The sequence below is a fragment of the Brachybacterium ginsengisoli genome (assembly GCF_002407065.1).
In the GTDB taxonomy this organism is placed as follows: Bacteria; Actinomycetota; Actinomycetes; order Actinomycetales; family Dermabacteraceae; genus Brachybacterium; species Brachybacterium ginsengisoli.
In genome coordinates, this window is sequence record NZ_CP023564.1 from 232374 (window position 1) to 247334 (window position 14961).

General features: G+C 71.4%; 14 protein-coding genes. 12 read left to right on the forward strand and 2 right to left on the reverse strand.

All coding sequences use genetic code 11. The annotated features are described in order from the left end of the window. Positions 1-25 precede the first annotated feature (25 nt). The 8 genes from CFK41_RS01090 (at position 26) to CFK41_RS01125 (ending at position 6405) form a co-directional block, all read left to right on the forward strand. A complete protein-coding gene (locus CFK41_RS01090; RefSeq protein ID WP_096798004.1) occupies positions 26-985 on the forward strand; it encodes an ABC transporter substrate-binding protein in 960 nt (319 codons plus the stop codon). Continuing rightward, positions 985-1824, forward strand: coding sequence for an SDR family oxidoreductase (locus CFK41_RS01095; RefSeq protein WP_096798005.1), 840 nt, complete (start codon positions 985-987; stop codon positions 1822-1824). The genes CFK41_RS01090 and CFK41_RS01095 overlap by 1 nt, the downstream gene beginning before the upstream one ends. A gap of 78 nt (positions 1825-1902) precedes the next feature. Then, positions 1903-2391, forward strand: coding sequence for an SRPBCC family protein (locus tag CFK41_RS01100; RefSeq protein ID WP_096800876.1), 489 nt, complete (start codon positions 1903-1905; stop codon positions 2389-2391). A 116-nt stretch (positions 2392-2507) separates the two neighbouring features. Next, complete coding sequence (locus CFK41_RS01105; protein WP_096798006.1) at positions 2508-2987, forward strand: SRPBCC domain-containing protein; 480 nt, start codon at positions 2508-2510, stop codon at positions 2985-2987. Next, positions 2984-3427: an ArsR/SmtB family transcription factor gene (locus CFK41_RS01110; protein WP_096798007.1), complete on the forward strand. Its 444-nt coding sequence runs from the start codon at positions 2984-2986 to the stop codon at positions 3425-3427. Before CFK41_RS01105 ends, CFK41_RS01110 begins: the two co-directional genes overlap by 4 nt. A 56-nt stretch (positions 3428-3483) precedes the next feature. Beyond that, positions 3484-3993 (forward strand): SRPBCC family protein, encoded by a 510-nt coding sequence (locus tag CFK41_RS01115; protein ID WP_096798008.1) that lies wholly within the window; start codon positions 3484-3486, stop codon positions 3991-3993. A 118-nt stretch (positions 3994-4111) separates the two neighbouring features. Next, positions 4112-4984, forward strand: a complete 873-nt coding sequence (gene fdhD, locus CFK41_RS01120; protein WP_096798009.1) for a formate dehydrogenase accessory sulfurtransferase FdhD — start codon at positions 4112-4114, stop codon at positions 4982-4984. A 338-nt stretch (positions 4985-5322) separates the two neighbouring features. Then, positions 5323-6405 carry a hypothetical protein gene (locus tag CFK41_RS01125; protein ID WP_096798010.1) on the forward strand — a complete coding sequence of 361 codons (1083 nt, stop codon included), beginning with the start codon at positions 5323-5325 and terminating at the stop codon, positions 6403-6405. A gap of 214 nt (positions 6406-6619) precedes the next feature. On the opposite strand, the gene CFK41_RS01130 is transcribed toward CFK41_RS01125, so the two are convergent. After that, positions 6620-7579 (reverse strand): sugar-binding transcriptional regulator, encoded by a 960-nt coding sequence (locus CFK41_RS01130; protein ID WP_096798011.1) that lies wholly within the window; start codon positions 7577-7579, stop codon positions 6620-6622. Positions 7580-7721: 142 nt separating this feature from the next. On the opposite strand from CFK41_RS01130, the gene CFK41_RS01135 reads away from it, so the two are divergent. The 4 genes from CFK41_RS01135 to putP all read left to right on the forward strand — a co-directional run bounded on the left by CFK41_RS01135 (position 7722) and on the right by putP (position 13878). Beyond that, positions 7722-9464, forward strand: coding sequence for a glycerol-3-phosphate dehydrogenase/oxidase (locus CFK41_RS01135; protein ID WP_096798012.1), 1743 nt, complete (start codon positions 7722-7724; stop codon positions 9462-9464). Between the two features lie 153 nt (positions 9465-9617). Next, positions 9618-10337, forward strand: coding sequence for an MIP/aquaporin family protein (locus CFK41_RS01140; RefSeq protein WP_096798013.1), 720 nt, complete (start codon positions 9618-9620; stop codon positions 10335-10337). An 86-nt stretch (positions 10338-10423) separates the two neighbouring features. Then, positions 10424-11968: a glycerol kinase GlpK gene (gene glpK / locus CFK41_RS01145; protein WP_096798014.1), complete on the forward strand. Its 1545-nt coding sequence runs from the start codon at positions 10424-10426 to the stop codon at positions 11966-11968. 332 nt (positions 11969-12300) lie between these two features. Beyond that, complete coding sequence (gene putP, locus CFK41_RS01150) at positions 12301-13878, forward strand: sodium/proline symporter PutP (protein WP_096798015.1); 1578 nt, start codon at positions 12301-12303, stop codon at positions 13876-13878. 54 nt (positions 13879-13932) lie between these two features. Here putP and CFK41_RS01155 read toward each other — a convergent pair whose 3' ends face one another. Then, the gene (locus tag CFK41_RS01155; RefSeq protein WP_096798016.1) at positions 13933-14784 is read right to left on the reverse strand and encodes an SMP-30/gluconolactonase/LRE family protein; all 852 of its coding nucleotides are present in this window, start codon (positions 14782-14784) and stop codon (positions 13933-13935) included. Positions 14785-14961 lie beyond the last annotated feature (177 nt).

The following is a 14961-nucleotide window of genomic DNA, read 5'->3' on the forward strand; positions in this document are numbered from 1 at the left end:
CGACCTCGCACCCCAGGAGCTCCCCATGACCCTTCACAGCACCCGTCGTCATCTGCTGGGCGCGCTCGGCCTCGGCGGGGTCGCGCTCGGCGCCGCCGCCTGCGGCAGCTCCGACCCCTTCGCCGAGGGGGACGGCTCCGGCGGCGAGGGCGGCGCGTCCGACGGCGGCTCGGACGGCGGCGGCGCGGCCTCCCTCGCCGTCGGCTCCCAGGCCTACTACTCCAACGAGATCCTCGCCGAGCTGTTCGCGCAGGTGCTCGAGGCGGAGGGGCATACGGTGGACCGCCAGTTCCAGATCGGCCAGCGCGAGGTCTACATGCCCGAGCTCGAGGCCGGGAAGCTCGACGTGATGCCCGAGTACCTCGGCAACCTGCTCCAGCACTACGACTCGGAGGCGGAGTCCGCGAGCCCCGAGGAGATCCACAGCGCGCTCGGCGAGGCGCTGCCCGACGGGCTGCGGGTGCTCTCCTTCGCGGAGGCCACCGACCAGGACTCCTACACGACCACCGCCGATTTCGCCTCGACCCATTCCCTGAAGACCATCGGCGATCTCGCCGGTGTCGACGAGAAGCTCAAGGTCGCGGCCAACAGCGAGTTCGAGGTGCGGCCCTACGGCCCCGAGGGCGTGAAGTCGGTCTACGGCGTGGACCTCTCCGTGGTGCCCGTCGAGGACTCCGGCGGCCCGCTCACCGTCAAGGCCCTCACCGACGGGGACGTGCAGCTCGCGGACATCTACACCGCCGACCCCGCGATCGTGGAGAACGACCTGGTGGTGCTCGAGGACCCGGAGTCGCTGATCCTGCCGCAGAACGTGGTCCCCGTGGTCTCGGAGAAGGTCGACGAGGCCGCTGCGACGGCGATCGACGGCGTGCTCGCCCAGCTCAGCGCCGACGACCTCGTGGAGCTGAACCGCCAGAGCGTGGTCGACCAGACCTCCTCCGCCGAGATCGCGAAGGGCTGGCTGACGGAGAAGGGCCTGGTCTGATGCGCATCGTCCTGACCGGCGCGAGCGGTCGGATCGGGGCTGCGGCGGCGCGCCGCCTCGTCGGCGCCCCGGGAGTGCAGCTGCGCCTCGTGGGCCGCTCCCTCGACCGGCTTCCGCGGATCGAGGGCGCCGAGGTCGCCCAGGCGGAGTTCTCGGACGCCGCCGCCTGCCGCGCCGCCTTCGCGGGGGCCGACGCCCTGCTGCTGGTCTCCGCGGGGGAGGCGGCGGACCGTCTGGACCAGCACCGCATCGCGATCGAGGCGGCCACCGAGGCGGGAGTGGGGCATGTCGTGTACACCTCCTTCCTCGGGGCCTCGGAGGATGCCGGCTTCACCCTCGCCCGGGACCACGGCGCGACCGAGCAGCTGCTGCGCGGCTCGGGCCTCGCCTGGACCCTCCTGCGCGACAGCTTCTACGCCGACGTGCTCCTGGACTTCGCCGGACCCGATCGCGTGATCCGCGGCCCGGGCGGCACCGGTCGCTGCGCCTTCGTGTCCCGCCGCGACGTCGCGGAGGTCGCCGCGGCGGTGCTGCGCGATCCCGCACCCTGGGCAGGGCGCACCCTCGACCTCACCGGGCCGGTCGCGGTGAGCTTCGCCGAGGCCGCGCTCCTGATGACCCGCGCCCGCGGCGAGGAGTACGAGTTCGTGGACGAGACGCTCGCCGAGGCGCGCGCCTCCCGCGCCCCGTACGGCGCCCCGGACTGGCAGGTCGACGCCTGGATCAGCACGTACACCGCGATCGCGGACGGCGAGCTCGACGTGGTCGGCGGGGGAGTGGAGGAGGTGCTCGGCAGGCCGCCGCGCACCCTCGAGCAGGCGGTCGCGGAACCGCTGTGACCTGCGCAGGTGCCCCACATCGACCGTCCGGTCGATTCCGCGGATGACATCGGCGCGCTCGGACGGCAGAGTGGCGGCATGACCAGCAACCAGACCCACGTGACCGTCACCCGCACGATCGACGCCCCCGCGAAGGACCTGTTCGCCCTGCTCACGCTGCCCGCGCGGCATCCCGAGTTCGACGGCTCCGGCACGGTGCGCAGCGCCGAGGACACCGAGCGCATCGACAAGTCCGGCGAGAAGTTCGTGATGAACATGCACCGCGAGGCGATGGGCGGGGACTACCGCACCCACAACTTCGTCACCGCGTACGACGAGAACAAGATGATCGGCTGGCAGCCCGCGCCCGAGGGCGAGGACGGCTCCGCCCCCGAGGGCCCGCTGGGCTGGGAGTGGCTCTACACCCTCACCCCGCAGGGCGCCGACGCGACCGAGGTGGAGCTGACCTACGACTGGTCGCGCATCACCGATCAGAAGCTGCTGCAGAAGGTGGGCTTCCCCGCGATCCCGCAGGAGGACCTCGAGCAGTCGCTGAACCTGCTCGCCGCAGCGGTCACCAAGGGCTGACCCGGCTCCGACCACCCCTAGTGCAACCGGAGGGTTGCATCAAAGGGGATCCCGTGCGACGCTGGACCCGTCGGCCGCTCCGGTCGGCGGGTCCATCGAACGCACCGGGAGAGACCATGACCGAGCAGGACACCGCACAGACCTCCGCCGCCACCGCTGACGTGCCGGACGAGATCCTCCGCAGCATCCACGTCGCCGCCACCGCCGAGACGGTGTTCGCGGTGGTCAGCGAGCCCGGCTGGTTCATCAACAGCGGTGAGTACCGCGCCCACGGGATCACCGTCGAGGGCGACATCTCGCGCCTGGTCGACCCGGACCACGGCGAGTTCGCGATCCGCACCGTCGAGCTCGATCCGCCCCATCGCGCCGTGTTCCAGTGGCTGGCCGGGGAGAACGGCGACCTCGCCGACCACCCCGCGACCACCGTCGAGTTCACGCTCGAGCCCGAGGGTGACGGCGTGCTCCTCACCGTGCGGGAGACCGGCTTCGCGAGCATCTCCCGCGACGCCGCGGAGCGCCGCACCCGCTTCGAGGACAACACCCGGGGCTGGATCGAGGAGCTCGAGGTGGCCCGGCTCCGCGCCGAGGCGGCATGAGCGCGCGCACCCCGAGCCTGGTCCTGCTGGGGGAGGGGGCCGATGAGACCTTCGCGGCCCTCGCCGACCGCACCCGTCGGCAGATCCTGGTGCGCCTCGCGGAGACCCCGGACGACGCCGGCTCCGTGGCCCGTGACCTCGACGTGAGCCGGCAGGCCGTCGCCAAGCACCTGCGGATCCTCGAAGGGGCCGGTCTGGTCCGCGCCGCCCGCGCCTCCCGCCGACGCGTGCACAGCGTCGACGCGGAGCGGATCCTCGAGGTCTCCGACCTGCTCGGGATCGTCGCCCGCGGCTGGGACCGGCGGCTCGAGGGGATCCGCGAGGAGGCGGAGCGGCGCGACCGGGAGCCGCGCGACCGAGAACAGAGCGAGCGCGGGCTGGGCGAGGTCGAGCGGGGCGAGGTCGGGCGGGGCGAGGTCGCCCCGTCGGCCGAAATCTGAGAGTCTCTCCTCACGCGGCGACGAGGCCGCCATCCCCCGCCCCGAGGAGCACTGCCATGGCTGACGATTCCGCTCTGCCCGCCGATGTGAGCGTCCCTGACGAGATCGAGCGCAGCGTCCTGATCAAGGCCAGCGCCGAGAAGGTCTTCGCGATCGTGCGCGAGCCGGGCTGGTTCATCAACGACGGCGAGTACCGCGAGCACACCATCACCCGCACCGGACCCGTCACCCGGGTCGTGGACCCCGTGCACGGCAGCTTCCAGCTCGCGCTCGAGGCCCACGAGCCCCCGCACAAGATCGGATTCCGCTGGCTGGGCGGCGGCCTCGGCGAGATCTCGGACGCGCCGCACAACACGGTCACCTTCATCATCGACCCCGCCGGGAGCGCTTCGCGCAACCTGGTGCGGCTCACCGTGCGAGAGCGCGGCTTCGCACGGATCGACGTCGACGAGTCGCTGCGCCGCAGGAACTACGAGGAGAACTCCCGCGGCTGGGAGCAGCAGCTCGAGGTGGCGCGGGCCCTCGCCGAAGGCGGCCCGCGCCAGGAGGCCGACGGCGAGGGATGACCTCGCGGCGTCCGCCGTCGCTGGTTCGACCGGCCGGTGCTGGCGATCGCCGTCGGCCCGTCGGTCGTCCCGCCTGGTCGGCCGCCGTCGGCCCGCTCGTCCGGGATACCCTCGGAGGATGGGCAGGGTCACCGACACCGCACGCCTCCGCACCGTCCGGGTGCGCGACGGCCGGCTGTACTCAGGGCGCAAGGGCGACCACGTCGCCGTCGAGGAGCCGCTGGACATCCGCCTGAACGGTCAGCAGCTCTCGCTGACCATGCGCACCCCGGGTCACGACATCGAGCTGATCCACGGGTTCCTCCACGGCGAGGGGCTGATCGCTCATCGCGAGGACATCCGCGAGGCCCGCTACTGCGACGGCGCCGTGGTCGACGACGGCACCGGGTTCGCCCGGAACACCTACAACGTCATGGACTTCACCACCGCCCGGCCGCAGCTGCTGCCGGTCGCCGCGAGGAGCTTCTCCGCCGGGTCCGCCTGCGGGGTGTGCGGGGCGGAGAGCATCGACGCGGTCCGCCAGAAGGCCCGCCATGACCTGGAGCGGAGCTGGAGCATCGACCCCCGCGTGATCCTGGCGGCGGCCCGCACGCTCGGCGAGCAGCAGCCCGTCTTCGCCCGCACCGGGGGAGTGCACGCCGCGGCGCTCGTGGATCTCGAGGGGAACCTGCTGGTGGTCCGTGAGGACGTGGGGCGGCACAACGCGGTGGACAAGGTGATCGGCTGGGCGCTGCTCGCGGACCGCCTGCCGCTGCGTGACTGCTTCCTGCTGGTCTCCTCCCGCGCCAGCTTCGAGATCGCGCAGAAGGCCTGCCTCGCCGGGATCCCGCTGCTGGCCTGCGTCTCCGCCGCGACCTCCCTCGCGGTCGACACCGCCGAGGAGTTCGGCCAGACCCTCGTGGGCTTCACCCGCGCCGCGGACGACGGCGACGGCCGCCTGAACATCTACACCCACCCGGGCCGCCTGGACCTCTCGGGCGTCGAGGGCTGAGGCGGGCGCCGGCCCGCGCCCCTGCCGTCCCACCCTCCCGCGGGCCCATCGGCGCAGGTGGGCCCGTCGGCGCGGGTCGGCCCGTCGGCGCGGGTCGCCGACGGTCAGCTGGCGAACCACTTCTGCCCCCGAAGTGGATCGCCAGTTGACCGTCGGGTTCCCGTCGCGATCGACGGGCGGGCGAGGTCGACATCAGCCGGGTCGACATCAGCCGGGTCGGTGCAGCCGTGTCGGTGCAGCCGGGCAGCGGGTCGCCACCGTTCCTCCCTAAGTGCAGGTCGTCCACAGCGTCCGGGCCGGGCGCGTGATGATGTCACCGGATTCGTACTGTCGGCCTCATGGCGAAGAGCTATCGGGACTACGGCGGGGCGCTCCTGACGAGGCGGGAGTGGATGCGCCTCGGGGCGCACAGCCGCGACCTCGCCGGGCCGGAGTTCACCACGGTTTTCCATGGTCACCTCACCCTGACGGATCGCCCGATGACCTTCGACGCGATGGCATGGGTGCTGCAGGACGCCGTGCTGCCGGGGAGCGTCCTGAGCCACTCCAGCGCCGCACTGATCTGGGGCATACCGCTGCCGCTGCAGCTCGACGACGGGGTCGCACGGATCCTCGGGCGGGAGGACGGCGAGCGTCGTGGCGGGCCACTGCCCGCCCTTGCCGACGATCGGTCTCTGCGCTCCGGCGCGGCCCTGCCGCTGCTGCACTGCCGCATCGCGCCGGGAACAGGTGCCGGGACCATCAGGGGCGTCCGAGTGCACAGATGGGAACCCGGGCCGACGATGACCAGCGGGCGCCTCCTGGTCTCCTCTCCGTCGGAGACGCTGCGCGAGCTGGCGACGGTCCTGCCGCGCTGGGATCTCGTCGCGGCGATCGATGCGGTTCTCGCCGGGAGGACCTCCTGTCCGCCCACCAGCCCGGAGCAGCTGAGGGAGCATCTCGCGACGATGCGCGGGCATCGAGGTGTCGCAGAGCTGAGGCGGGCCCTCGACCTGGCCCGAGAGCGTGCCTGGTCCCCGGGAGAGACCATCATGCGGCTGATCATCACCGGCACGGGTTTCCCGGAGCCGAGTCTCAACCTCCCCGTCCAGGAGCGACGGGGCGGTCGGCAGCGCTATCTCGACCTCGTGTGGTCGGCAGCGGGATGCGTCCTGGAGTACGACGGGGACGGGCATCGGACGAAGCAGCAGTGGCGGGAGGACGAGATGCGGCGTGACGAGATCGCCGCGCTGGGGTGGACGGTCATCCGGGCCACCGGCGCCGATCTGCAGAGGCCGCGCCGCATCCTCGTGCGGCTCGCCGACGCCCTCGGGGCGCGGGGGATCGAGGTGCCCGGCGAGGCCAGGATCAACACCTACCTCGCGGACCTCGGACGCTCGCGGCCCTCATGGCGCATCGCCGGTGCGCCGCCGCCGTGGTGAGGCGAGCTCGGTGCCGTCCGCCCGACGGTCAGCTGGCGAACCAGATACGGGGCGGATCTGGTTCGTCAGCTGACAGTCCGCAGTGGGGGAGTGGTGCGGGGCGAAGGTGGAGCGTCGGGCTGCTGGACTTGCTGCCGCTGCCGGGGTCGACCAGCGCCGATGTGCGAGCCGCCGTGGGCCCCGCCGCCGTGGCCCCGCCTCCGTCGCTCCCGGCTCAGCGCAGGGCGAGGAGGCTGCGGGCGGTGACCTCGTCGACGACCACGTCGGTCGCGAGGCCGGCCCGCAGCGCCGCCCGCAGCGGGAGCGCCTTGCGCGAGCCCGAGACCACGAGCAGCCGTCGCGGGATCCGCAGCAGCCGGTCGGGCGCGATGCCCGAGCCGCGCCGGTTCAGGGCGATCTCGCGGTGGGTGCCGTCGGCGCGGAGGAAGACGGTGCACACGTCCCCGACCGCCCCGTCGGCCCGCAGCGAGCGGAGATCGTCCTCGGTGAGGTAGTTGTGCGTGTACACGTGGCTGGGCACCTCGGCGTCGAAGGCGCCCACGCTGAACACGGCGACCGTGGCCTCGCGCTGAGTGGCGAGCACGCGCTGCACGGAGCGCTCGCGCCACATCGCCTCCCGGGTCGCGGGGTAGTCGAAGAAGGCCGGCACCGGGAACTGGTGCACGGTCGCGTCCCAACGGGTGGCGGCCCGGGCGAGCACCGTGGCGATGTAGGTCAGGCCCGAGCCCTCTGTGTTGATGGCACCGTTGAGCTGCACGATCCGCAGCCCGGGCACCGGCCGTGCACGGACCGTCCCCAACAGTGCCGCCATCGTGGTGCCCCAGGCGATGCCGAGCGTGGTGCCCGGTTCGAGCATGTCGTCGAGCAGGTCGCCGCCGGCCTCGGCGACCGTGGACAGCCGCTCGCGCTCGTCGGCCCCGGACGAGGTGGGCACCACGTGCACCTGCACGCCGTACTGGCGCGCGATGCGGTGGGCCAGCTCCCCGACCCGCTGGGCCTCCGGCGGGCGGAGGCTGATCTGCACCAGACCCTCGTCCCGGGCGTCCCGGAGCATGCGGGAGACCGTGGAGCGGGAGACGTCGAGATCGCCAGCGATGGCCTCCATCGTCTGCCCGTCCCCGTAGTACATCCGTGCAGCCGTGTAGAGCAGGTCCAGGCGCGATTCGCGGGGCATGTCCTCAGTCTTGCACGTTCGTGCACCGCACTTGCGTCCGGATGCACGACCGTCCCACTATGGCGCTCACCACGCCCTTCCCGGGAGAACCCCGCGACGATGAGGGCGGGAGCCGAAGGTGTCGACGCGAAGGAGCAGTCAGGTGTCCGATCAGCAGCGGTCCGCACTCACCCCGGCGGGCCGGGCGGAGCATCTCTCCCGCCTCCGCGCCGCCACCGCGAGCAACCCCCTGGACGTGCTCGTCGTCGGCGGCGGCGTGAACGGCGCGGGCGCCGCGTTCGACGCCGCCACCCGCGGCCTGTCCGTCGGCCTCGTCGAGACCCACGACTGGGCCTCCGGCACCTCGTCCCGCTCCTCGAAGCTCATGCACGGCGGCCTGCGCTACCTGCAGATGCTCGACTTCGCCCTCGTCGCCGAGGCGCTGCGCGAGCGTGACCTGCTCATCGAGCACACGGCCCCGCACCTGGTGCGCCCGATCAAGTTCGTCTTCCCCTTCTTCAAGAAAGTCGTCGACCGTGCGTTCATCGGCTCCGGCGTCGCGCTCTACGACGTGATGCAGTCCGTCGGCCGCAGGCGCGCCGTCCCCTTCCACCGCCACCTCCTGCACAAGAAGATGCTCGAGGTGTTCCCCGGCCTGGACGGCGAGAAGTCCGTCGGCGCGCTGGAGTACTACGACGCCCAGATGGACGACGCCCGCTTCGTGATGATGCTGGTGCGCTCCGCCGCGCAGCATGACGCCGCCGTCGCCAACTACACCACCGTCGTCGGCTACCTCCACGAGGGGAGGACGGTCGTCGGCGCCCGGGTGCGCGACGAGGAGAGCGGCGAGGAGTTCGAGGTCCACGCCCGCGAGACCATCCTCGCCGGCGGCGTGTGGACCCAGGAGCAGCAGGAGCTGGCCGGGGCCGACGCCGGCCTCGAGGTGCTCGCCTCCAAGGGCATCCACATCACGGTGGCCCGCGACCGCATCCCCGCCGTCCCCGACACCGGGATCATCACGCAGACCGAGAAGTCGGTCCTGTTCATCATCCCGTGGGACGAGTACTGGGTCATCGGCACCACCGACACCCCCTGGACCCAGGACCCGCGCGACGTGGGCGCGACCGGGGAGGACATCGAGTACGTCCTCGAGCACGCCAACGCGGTGCTCAAGGACGACCTCACCCGCGAGGACGTCATCGGCGTGTACTCCGGACTGCGCCCCCTCCTGCAGCCCGTGAAGAAGGGCTCGGACAAGGGGTCCACGAAGGTCTCCCGCGAGCACACCGTCATGGAGGTCGAGCCCGGCCTCAGCGCGATCGCCGGCGGCAAGTTCACCACCTACCGGGTGATGGCCGAGGACGTCGTCGACTTCGCGATCAAGGACTCCCAGCCGGGCCGCCCCAGCCTCACCCGCTCGATCCCCGTGATCGGCGCCCAGGGATACCAGGCGCTCGTGCAGGACAAGGCCGTGATCGGCCGACGCCACGGGTTCGACGAGATCCGCACGGACCGCCTCCTGTTCCGCTACGGAGCGCTCCTGCAGGACGTCCTCGCCCTCATCGACGAGGACGCCTCGCTGGCCACCCCGCTCGAGCACGCGCCGCGCTACCTGCGCGCCGAGGTGCTGTACGCGGTGCGCGCCGAGGGCGCCCGCCACCTGGTCGACGTGCTGCAGCGCCGCACCCGACTGGACTACGAGACCCGCGACCGCGGTGTCGCCGCCGCCGACGAGATCGCGGCGCTGATCGCGCCCGAGCTCGGCTGGGACGACGCCACCAGGACCCGCGAGATCGAGACCTACCGCGCCGTCATCGAGGCACGGCTGGCCGGAGAGGCCACGACCTCGGATGCCGAGGTCGCGGCCCGGATCGCGACCGCTCCGGAGGTGCCCGCCGAGAACTGATCGACCCTCCGGCCCGGCCGCGATCCGGCCGGGCGGAGGAACTGCTCCACCCCCGCGGGCCACAGCCTGCGGCTCGAGCGCGGACGCCGTCCGCCTCGAATCCGGATGCCACTGATCCCGCACAGATGCGGGATCGTTCGACGAGGAGGTCCCATGGCAACCATCTTCCTGTACGAGATCGCCGGCACGGCGATGCTCACCCTGCTGGGCGGCGGCGTCGTCGCCAACGTGATCCTGGGCAAGACCAAGGGCAACGGCGGCGGCTGGCTGCTGATCAACTTCGGCTGGGGCCTCGCGGTCTTCGCCGGTGTCTATGTCGCCTACAAGACCGGCGCCCATCTGAACCCCGCCGTCACCGTCGGCCTGCTGGCCGGCGGCGGAGGCGAGTACGCGGACGGCATCCCGGTCACGTTCGCGAACACGATCGCCTACTTCGCGGCCGAGATGATCGGCGCCTTCCTCGGCGCGATCATCTGCTGGCTGGCGTACAAGACGCACTACGACCAGGAGAAGGACGCCGGCACCATCCTCGGCACCTTCTCCACCGGCCCGGAGATCCGCTCCTACGGCTGGAACCTGGTCACCGAGATCATCGCGACCTTCGTGCTGGTCTTCGTCATCATCATGTTCGGCAAGACCCCGAGCGGCCTCGGCCCGCTCGCCGTCGCGCTGCTGGTCGTCTCGATCGGCGCCTCCCTCGGCGGGCCCACGGGCTACGCCATCAACCCCGCCCGTGACCTCGGTCCGCGCCTCGCGCACGCCATCCTGCCGATCCCGAACAAGGGCGGCAACGACTGGGGCTACGCATGGGTCCCCGTGGTCGGTCCGCTTCTCGGCGGTCTCCTCGCGGGCCTGGCCAGCATGGCCTTCTGACCCCCGCCGGACGGTGCCCGCGACCCCTCGCAGGCGCCGTCCGGCACCATGGCACCACCCCCGTTCATCCACACGAAGGAGTTCCGATGACCGACTCTCAGAAGTACATCCTCTCGATCGACCAGGGCACCACCTCGACCCGAGCGATCGTCTTCGACCACGCCGGGCAGATCGTCTCCACCGGCCAGAAGGAGCACGAGCAGATCTTCCCGAAGTCGGGCTGGGTCGAGCACGACGCCCTCGAGATCTGGCGCAACACCCGCTCCGTGGTGGGCGAGGCCCTCACCGGCGCGGACATCAACCGCCACCAGCTCGCCGCCGTGGGCATCACCAACCAGCGCGAGACCGCCGTGGTGTGGGACAAGACCACCGGCGAGCCCGTGTACAACGCGATCGTCTGGCAGGACACGCGCACCCAGAAGATCTGCAACGAGCTCGCGGGCGACGAGGGCGCTGACAAGTACAAGGAGCGCGTGGGCCTGCCGCTGGCGACCTACTTCTCCGGTCCCAAGGTCAAGTGGATCCTCGACAACGTCGACGGCGCACGCGAGAAGGCGGAGGCCGGTGACCTGCTCTTCGGCAACACCGACTCCTGGCTCGTATGGAACCTGACCGGTGGCACCAACGGCGGCATCCACGTCACCGACGTCACCAACGCCTCGCGCACGATGCTCATGAACATCGACACCCTCGACTGGAACGAGGACATCGCGAAGGACATGACGGTCCCGCTGTCGATGCTGCCGGAGATCCGCTCCTCCTCCGAGGTGTACGGCACGGGCCGCAAGAACGACCTGCTCATCGACACCCCGATCGCGGGCATCCTCGGCGACCAGCAGGCCGCGACCTTCGGCCAGGCCTGCTTCGAGATCGGCATGGGCAAGAACACCTACGGCACCGGCAACTTCATGCTGGTCAACACCGGTGAGGACCTGGTGCGCAGCGAGAACGGGCTGCTCACCACCGTCGCCTACAAGATCGGCGACCAGAAGGCGATCTACGCGCTGGAGGGCTCGGTCGCGGTGACCGGCTCGCTGGTGCAGTGGGTGCGCGACAACCTGGGCCTGATCAAGGACGCCCCGGAGATCGAGACCCTCGCCAAGCAGGTCGACAACAACGGCGGCCTGTTCATCGTCCCGGCCTTCTCGGGCCTGTTCGCCCCGCACTGGCGCTCCGACGCCCGGGGCGCGATGGTGGGCATGACCCGCTTCCACAACAAGGCCCACGTGGCCCGCGCGGTGCTGGAGGCCACGGCCTTCCAGTCCCGCGAGGTGCTCGACGCGGCGATCGCCGACGCGGCCTCGGAGGGCGTCGAGCTCACCGAGCTCAAGGTCGACGGCGGCATGGTCATGAACGAGACCCTCATGCAGTTCCAGGCCGACATCCTGGGCGTGCCCGTGGTGCGCCCGAAGGTCATCGAGACCACCGCGCTGGGCGCCGCCTACGCGGCCGGCATCGCGGTGGGCTTCTGGGACGGCGAGCAGGACGTCATCGACAACTGGGCCGAGGACAAGCGCTGGGAGCCCGCGATGGACGACGAGACCCGCGACCGCTACATGCGCCTGTGGCGCAAGGCCGTCGAGCGCACCCTGGACTGGGTGGACGAGGACACCGAGGCTCTGTTCGGCTGAGCCGCAGCCCCACCAGGAGCGCGCGGGTGCCGGGGACGGCGCCCGCGCGCTCCTGTCCGTGCAGGGGAGGGCGGGAGCGCGAGGGATGTCACCGTCGTGCAACGAGAGCTGAGATCTGCGTCTCCGGGGCGTACTGTCGGGGCCACCCTGGTGACCGGACGCTGCTGGCGTCCCTACGGCGACCCGTCGGCCGTCGGCGTCCGAGGCCGGGGTCGTCGTGCGGATGGCTCCATGAGGTCCCGGCCCGTGGCAGCGCACCGTCGCGATCTCCCGTCCCTGTCCGGTCCGACCTCCTCGTCCCCCGTCCCTTCCCCTGAGATCGGAGACCTCTCATGGATCTCGTCTTCAAGATCATCGCCCTGGCCGTGTACTTCGGCGCGATGATCGCCATCGGCCTCTACGCCTTCCGCAAGACGGAGGACGGTGAGGACTACATGCTCGGCGGCCGCCAGCTGCACCCCTTCACCGCCGCCCTCTCGGCCGGCGCCTCCGACATGTCCGGCTGGCTGCTCATGGGCCTGCCCGGCGCTCTGTACATGAACGGCCTGGTCGAGGCATGGATCGCCGTCGGCCTCACGGTCGGCGCCGGACTGAACTGGTTCTTCGTCGCGCCGCGCCTGCGTCAGTACACGCAGATCGCCGGCAACGCGATCACGGTGCCGAGCTTCTTCGGCAACCGCCTCCACGACCGCACCCACTTCCTGCGCATCGCTGCAGGCGTGATCATCCTGGTGTTCTTCACCTTCTACGTCTCCTCCGGCATGGCCGCTGGCGGCATCTTCTTCGAGTCGACCTTCGGCGGCTCGTACCTCCTGGGCATGCTGCTGGTCGCCGGCGTCACGATCCTGTACACGCTGTTCGGCGGCTTCCTCGGCGCGAGCTACACCGACGTCGTCCAGGGCATGATCATGCTGGTCTCGCTGCTGGTGGTCCCCGTCGTCGCGATGTTCGTCGTGGGCGGTCCCGCTGAGATGTTCGCCTCCGTGCGCGAGGTCAACGCGGACTTCGGCTCGATGACCGCGGGTGGCACCTTCATCGGCATCATCTCCTCGCTCGCCTGGGGCCTGGGCTACTTCGGCCAGCCCCACATCATCGTGCGCTTCATGGCGCTGCGCTCCTCGCGCGATGCGAAGTACGGCCTCGTGGTGGGCATGAGCTGGATGGTCCTGTGCGTGCTCGGCGCCGTGTTCACCGCGCTGGCGGGTCTCGCCTACTTCCAGCAGAACGCCAACGCGGTCCTCACCGACACCACCAACGGCGAGTCCGTGTTCCTGGACCTCTCGCAGATCCTCTTCCACCCGCTGATCGCGGGCCTGCTGCTGGCGGCGGTGCTCGCGGCGATCATGTCCACGATCTCCTCGCAGCTGATCGTCTCCAGCTCCGCGCTGATCGAGGACCTGGTGGGCGGCCTCGGCATGAAGCTCAGCGCGAAGGGCGCCCTGTGGGGCGGCCGGATCGGCGTGCTCGCCGTCTCGGTGATCGCTCTGATCCTGGCCCTGGACCCGAACAGCTCGGTGCTGGCGCTGGTCTCCTTCGCCTGGGCCGGATTCGGCGCCGCCTTCGGCCCGATCGTGCTGCTGTCCCTGTTCTGGCGCCGCCTCACCACGGCCGGTGCCGCCACGGGCATGATCGCCGGTGCGGCCGTCGCCTTCATCTGGGGCAAGTTCACGCCCGACGTGAAGGTGGGCCTGTTCGGCGAGCAGCACCTCTACGAGATCATCCCCGGCTTCCTCATCTGCCTGGTGCTCGCGGTCGTGGTCAGCATGATCACCCCGCAGCCGCCGGCGAAGGCGATGGAGGAGTTCGACGACATGCTGGACTCGCTCGCCACGGGCGAGGCCCGCGACCGCTCGGCGGAGGCCGCCGCGGCATCGGGCACGGGCACGACCGCCCCGGGCACCACCGCCTGAGGGGTGGTCCGGCCCGTCGGCCCCGGGATCCCGCGGCCGACGGACCGTACGCTCTCAGCTGCCGAAGAGCAGCTCGTCCTGCGGACCACGGACCCCGGGGCGGATCGCGAACAGCGATCCCGCCGCGGGGTCCTCGCCGTCGGGGAGGTTCTCGCGGCTGGTGGTGATGTACAGGGTTCCGCGGTCCTCGCCGCCGAAGGTGCAGGCCGTCACCTGCCGCGCCCCCACGCCGATGCGCTCGACCACGGCGCCGTCGGCGTCGAGGCCCAGCACCTGGGAGCCGCTGTGCATCGCGACCCACACGTTCCCCGAGGCGTCGAGGCAGAGCCCGTCGGGATGGCCGTCCTCGCCGGAGAGGTCCGCGAAGGGGCGGCGGCCGACGAGACCCTCCTCGTCGGACCAGTCGAGGACGTCCACGCGGCCGGTCGGGGTGTCGATGTAGAAGGCCCGGGTGCCGTCGGCGGAGAACGCGAGGCCGTTGGAGATCGTCAGGTCGCCGAACAGGCGGGTGGTGGTGCCGTCCGGCATCAGGCGCCACATCGCGGCGGCGCCCGGGCGCTGGTCGTAGGCCATCGAGCCGCACAGGAACGAGCCGTCAGGAGCGATCGCGCCCTCGTTCATGCGGATCTCCTCGTCCCACAGCGGGGGCAGCGTGGCGATGGAGCCGTCGGCGTCCTCGAGGGCGAAGCCCTTCTCGACGGCGAGCACCGCGCCGCCGCTGGAGGCGGGGCGCACGCAGGCGACCACCGGGCTCGGTGTGGGGAGCCGGGTGACCTCGCCGTCCGCGTCCAGATGCAGGATGTCCCCGGCGAGCATGTCGACCCAGCGCAGACCGCCCCAGGTGTCCGACCAGCACGGGCCCTCGGCGTGGTTGCTGATCGACTCGGTGATGCGTTCGGCGTGCATGGCAGCCTCCGGTTCGGTGCGCGGTCCGGGCCGTGGAGGGGCCCACGTCCCGCGGCCCACCGTACGCGGCCGGAGGCCCGGCGCGCCGGTTCCCGCGCACTGCCCCGAAACCTGCCCGGAACCGCTGGGCACGTGCTCATAATGGGCATCAGCGGCCGGCACCGACGCCGATCACGC

Coding starts and splice junctions, on each gene's coding strand:
- CFK41_RS01090 (WP_096798004.1), top strand. CDS start 26: ATGACCCTTCACAGCACCCGTCGTCATCTGCTGGGCGCGCTCGGCCTC.
- CFK41_RS01095 (WP_096798005.1), top strand. CDS start 985: ATGCGCATCGTCCTGACCGGCGCGAGCGGTCGGATCGGGGCTGCGGCG.
- CFK41_RS01100 (WP_096800876.1), top strand. CDS start 1,903: ATGACCAGCAACCAGACCCACGTGACCGTCACCCGCACGATCGACGCC.
- CFK41_RS01105 (WP_096798006.1), top strand. CDS start 2,508: ATGACCGAGCAGGACACCGCACAGACCTCCGCCGCCACCGCTGACGTG.
- CFK41_RS01110 (WP_096798007.1), top strand. CDS start 2,984: ATGAGCGCGCGCACCCCGAGCCTGGTCCTGCTGGGGGAGGGGGCCGAT.
- CFK41_RS01115 (WP_096798008.1), top strand. CDS start 3,484: ATGGCTGACGATTCCGCTCTGCCCGCCGATGTGAGCGTCCCTGACGAG.
- fdhD (WP_096798009.1), top strand. CDS start 4,112: ATGGGCAGGGTCACCGACACCGCACGCCTCCGCACCGTCCGGGTGCGC.
- CFK41_RS01125 (WP_096798010.1), top strand. CDS start 5,323: ATGGCGAAGAGCTATCGGGACTACGGCGGGGCGCTCCTGACGAGGCGG.
- CFK41_RS01130 (WP_096798011.1), bottom strand. CDS start 7,579: ATGCCCCGCGAATCGCGCCTGGACCTGCTCTACACGGCTGCACGGATG.
- CFK41_RS01140 (WP_096798013.1), top strand. CDS start 9,618: ATGGCAACCATCTTCCTGTACGAGATCGCCGGCACGGCGATGCTCACC.
- glpK (WP_096798014.1), top strand. CDS start 10,424: ATGACCGACTCTCAGAAGTACATCCTCTCGATCGACCAGGGCACCACC.
- putP (WP_096798015.1), top strand. CDS start 12,301: ATGGATCTCGTCTTCAAGATCATCGCCCTGGCCGTGTACTTCGGCGCG.
- CFK41_RS01155 (WP_096798016.1), bottom strand. CDS start 14,784: ATGCACGCCGAACGCATCACCGAGTCGATCAGCAACCACGCCGAGGGC.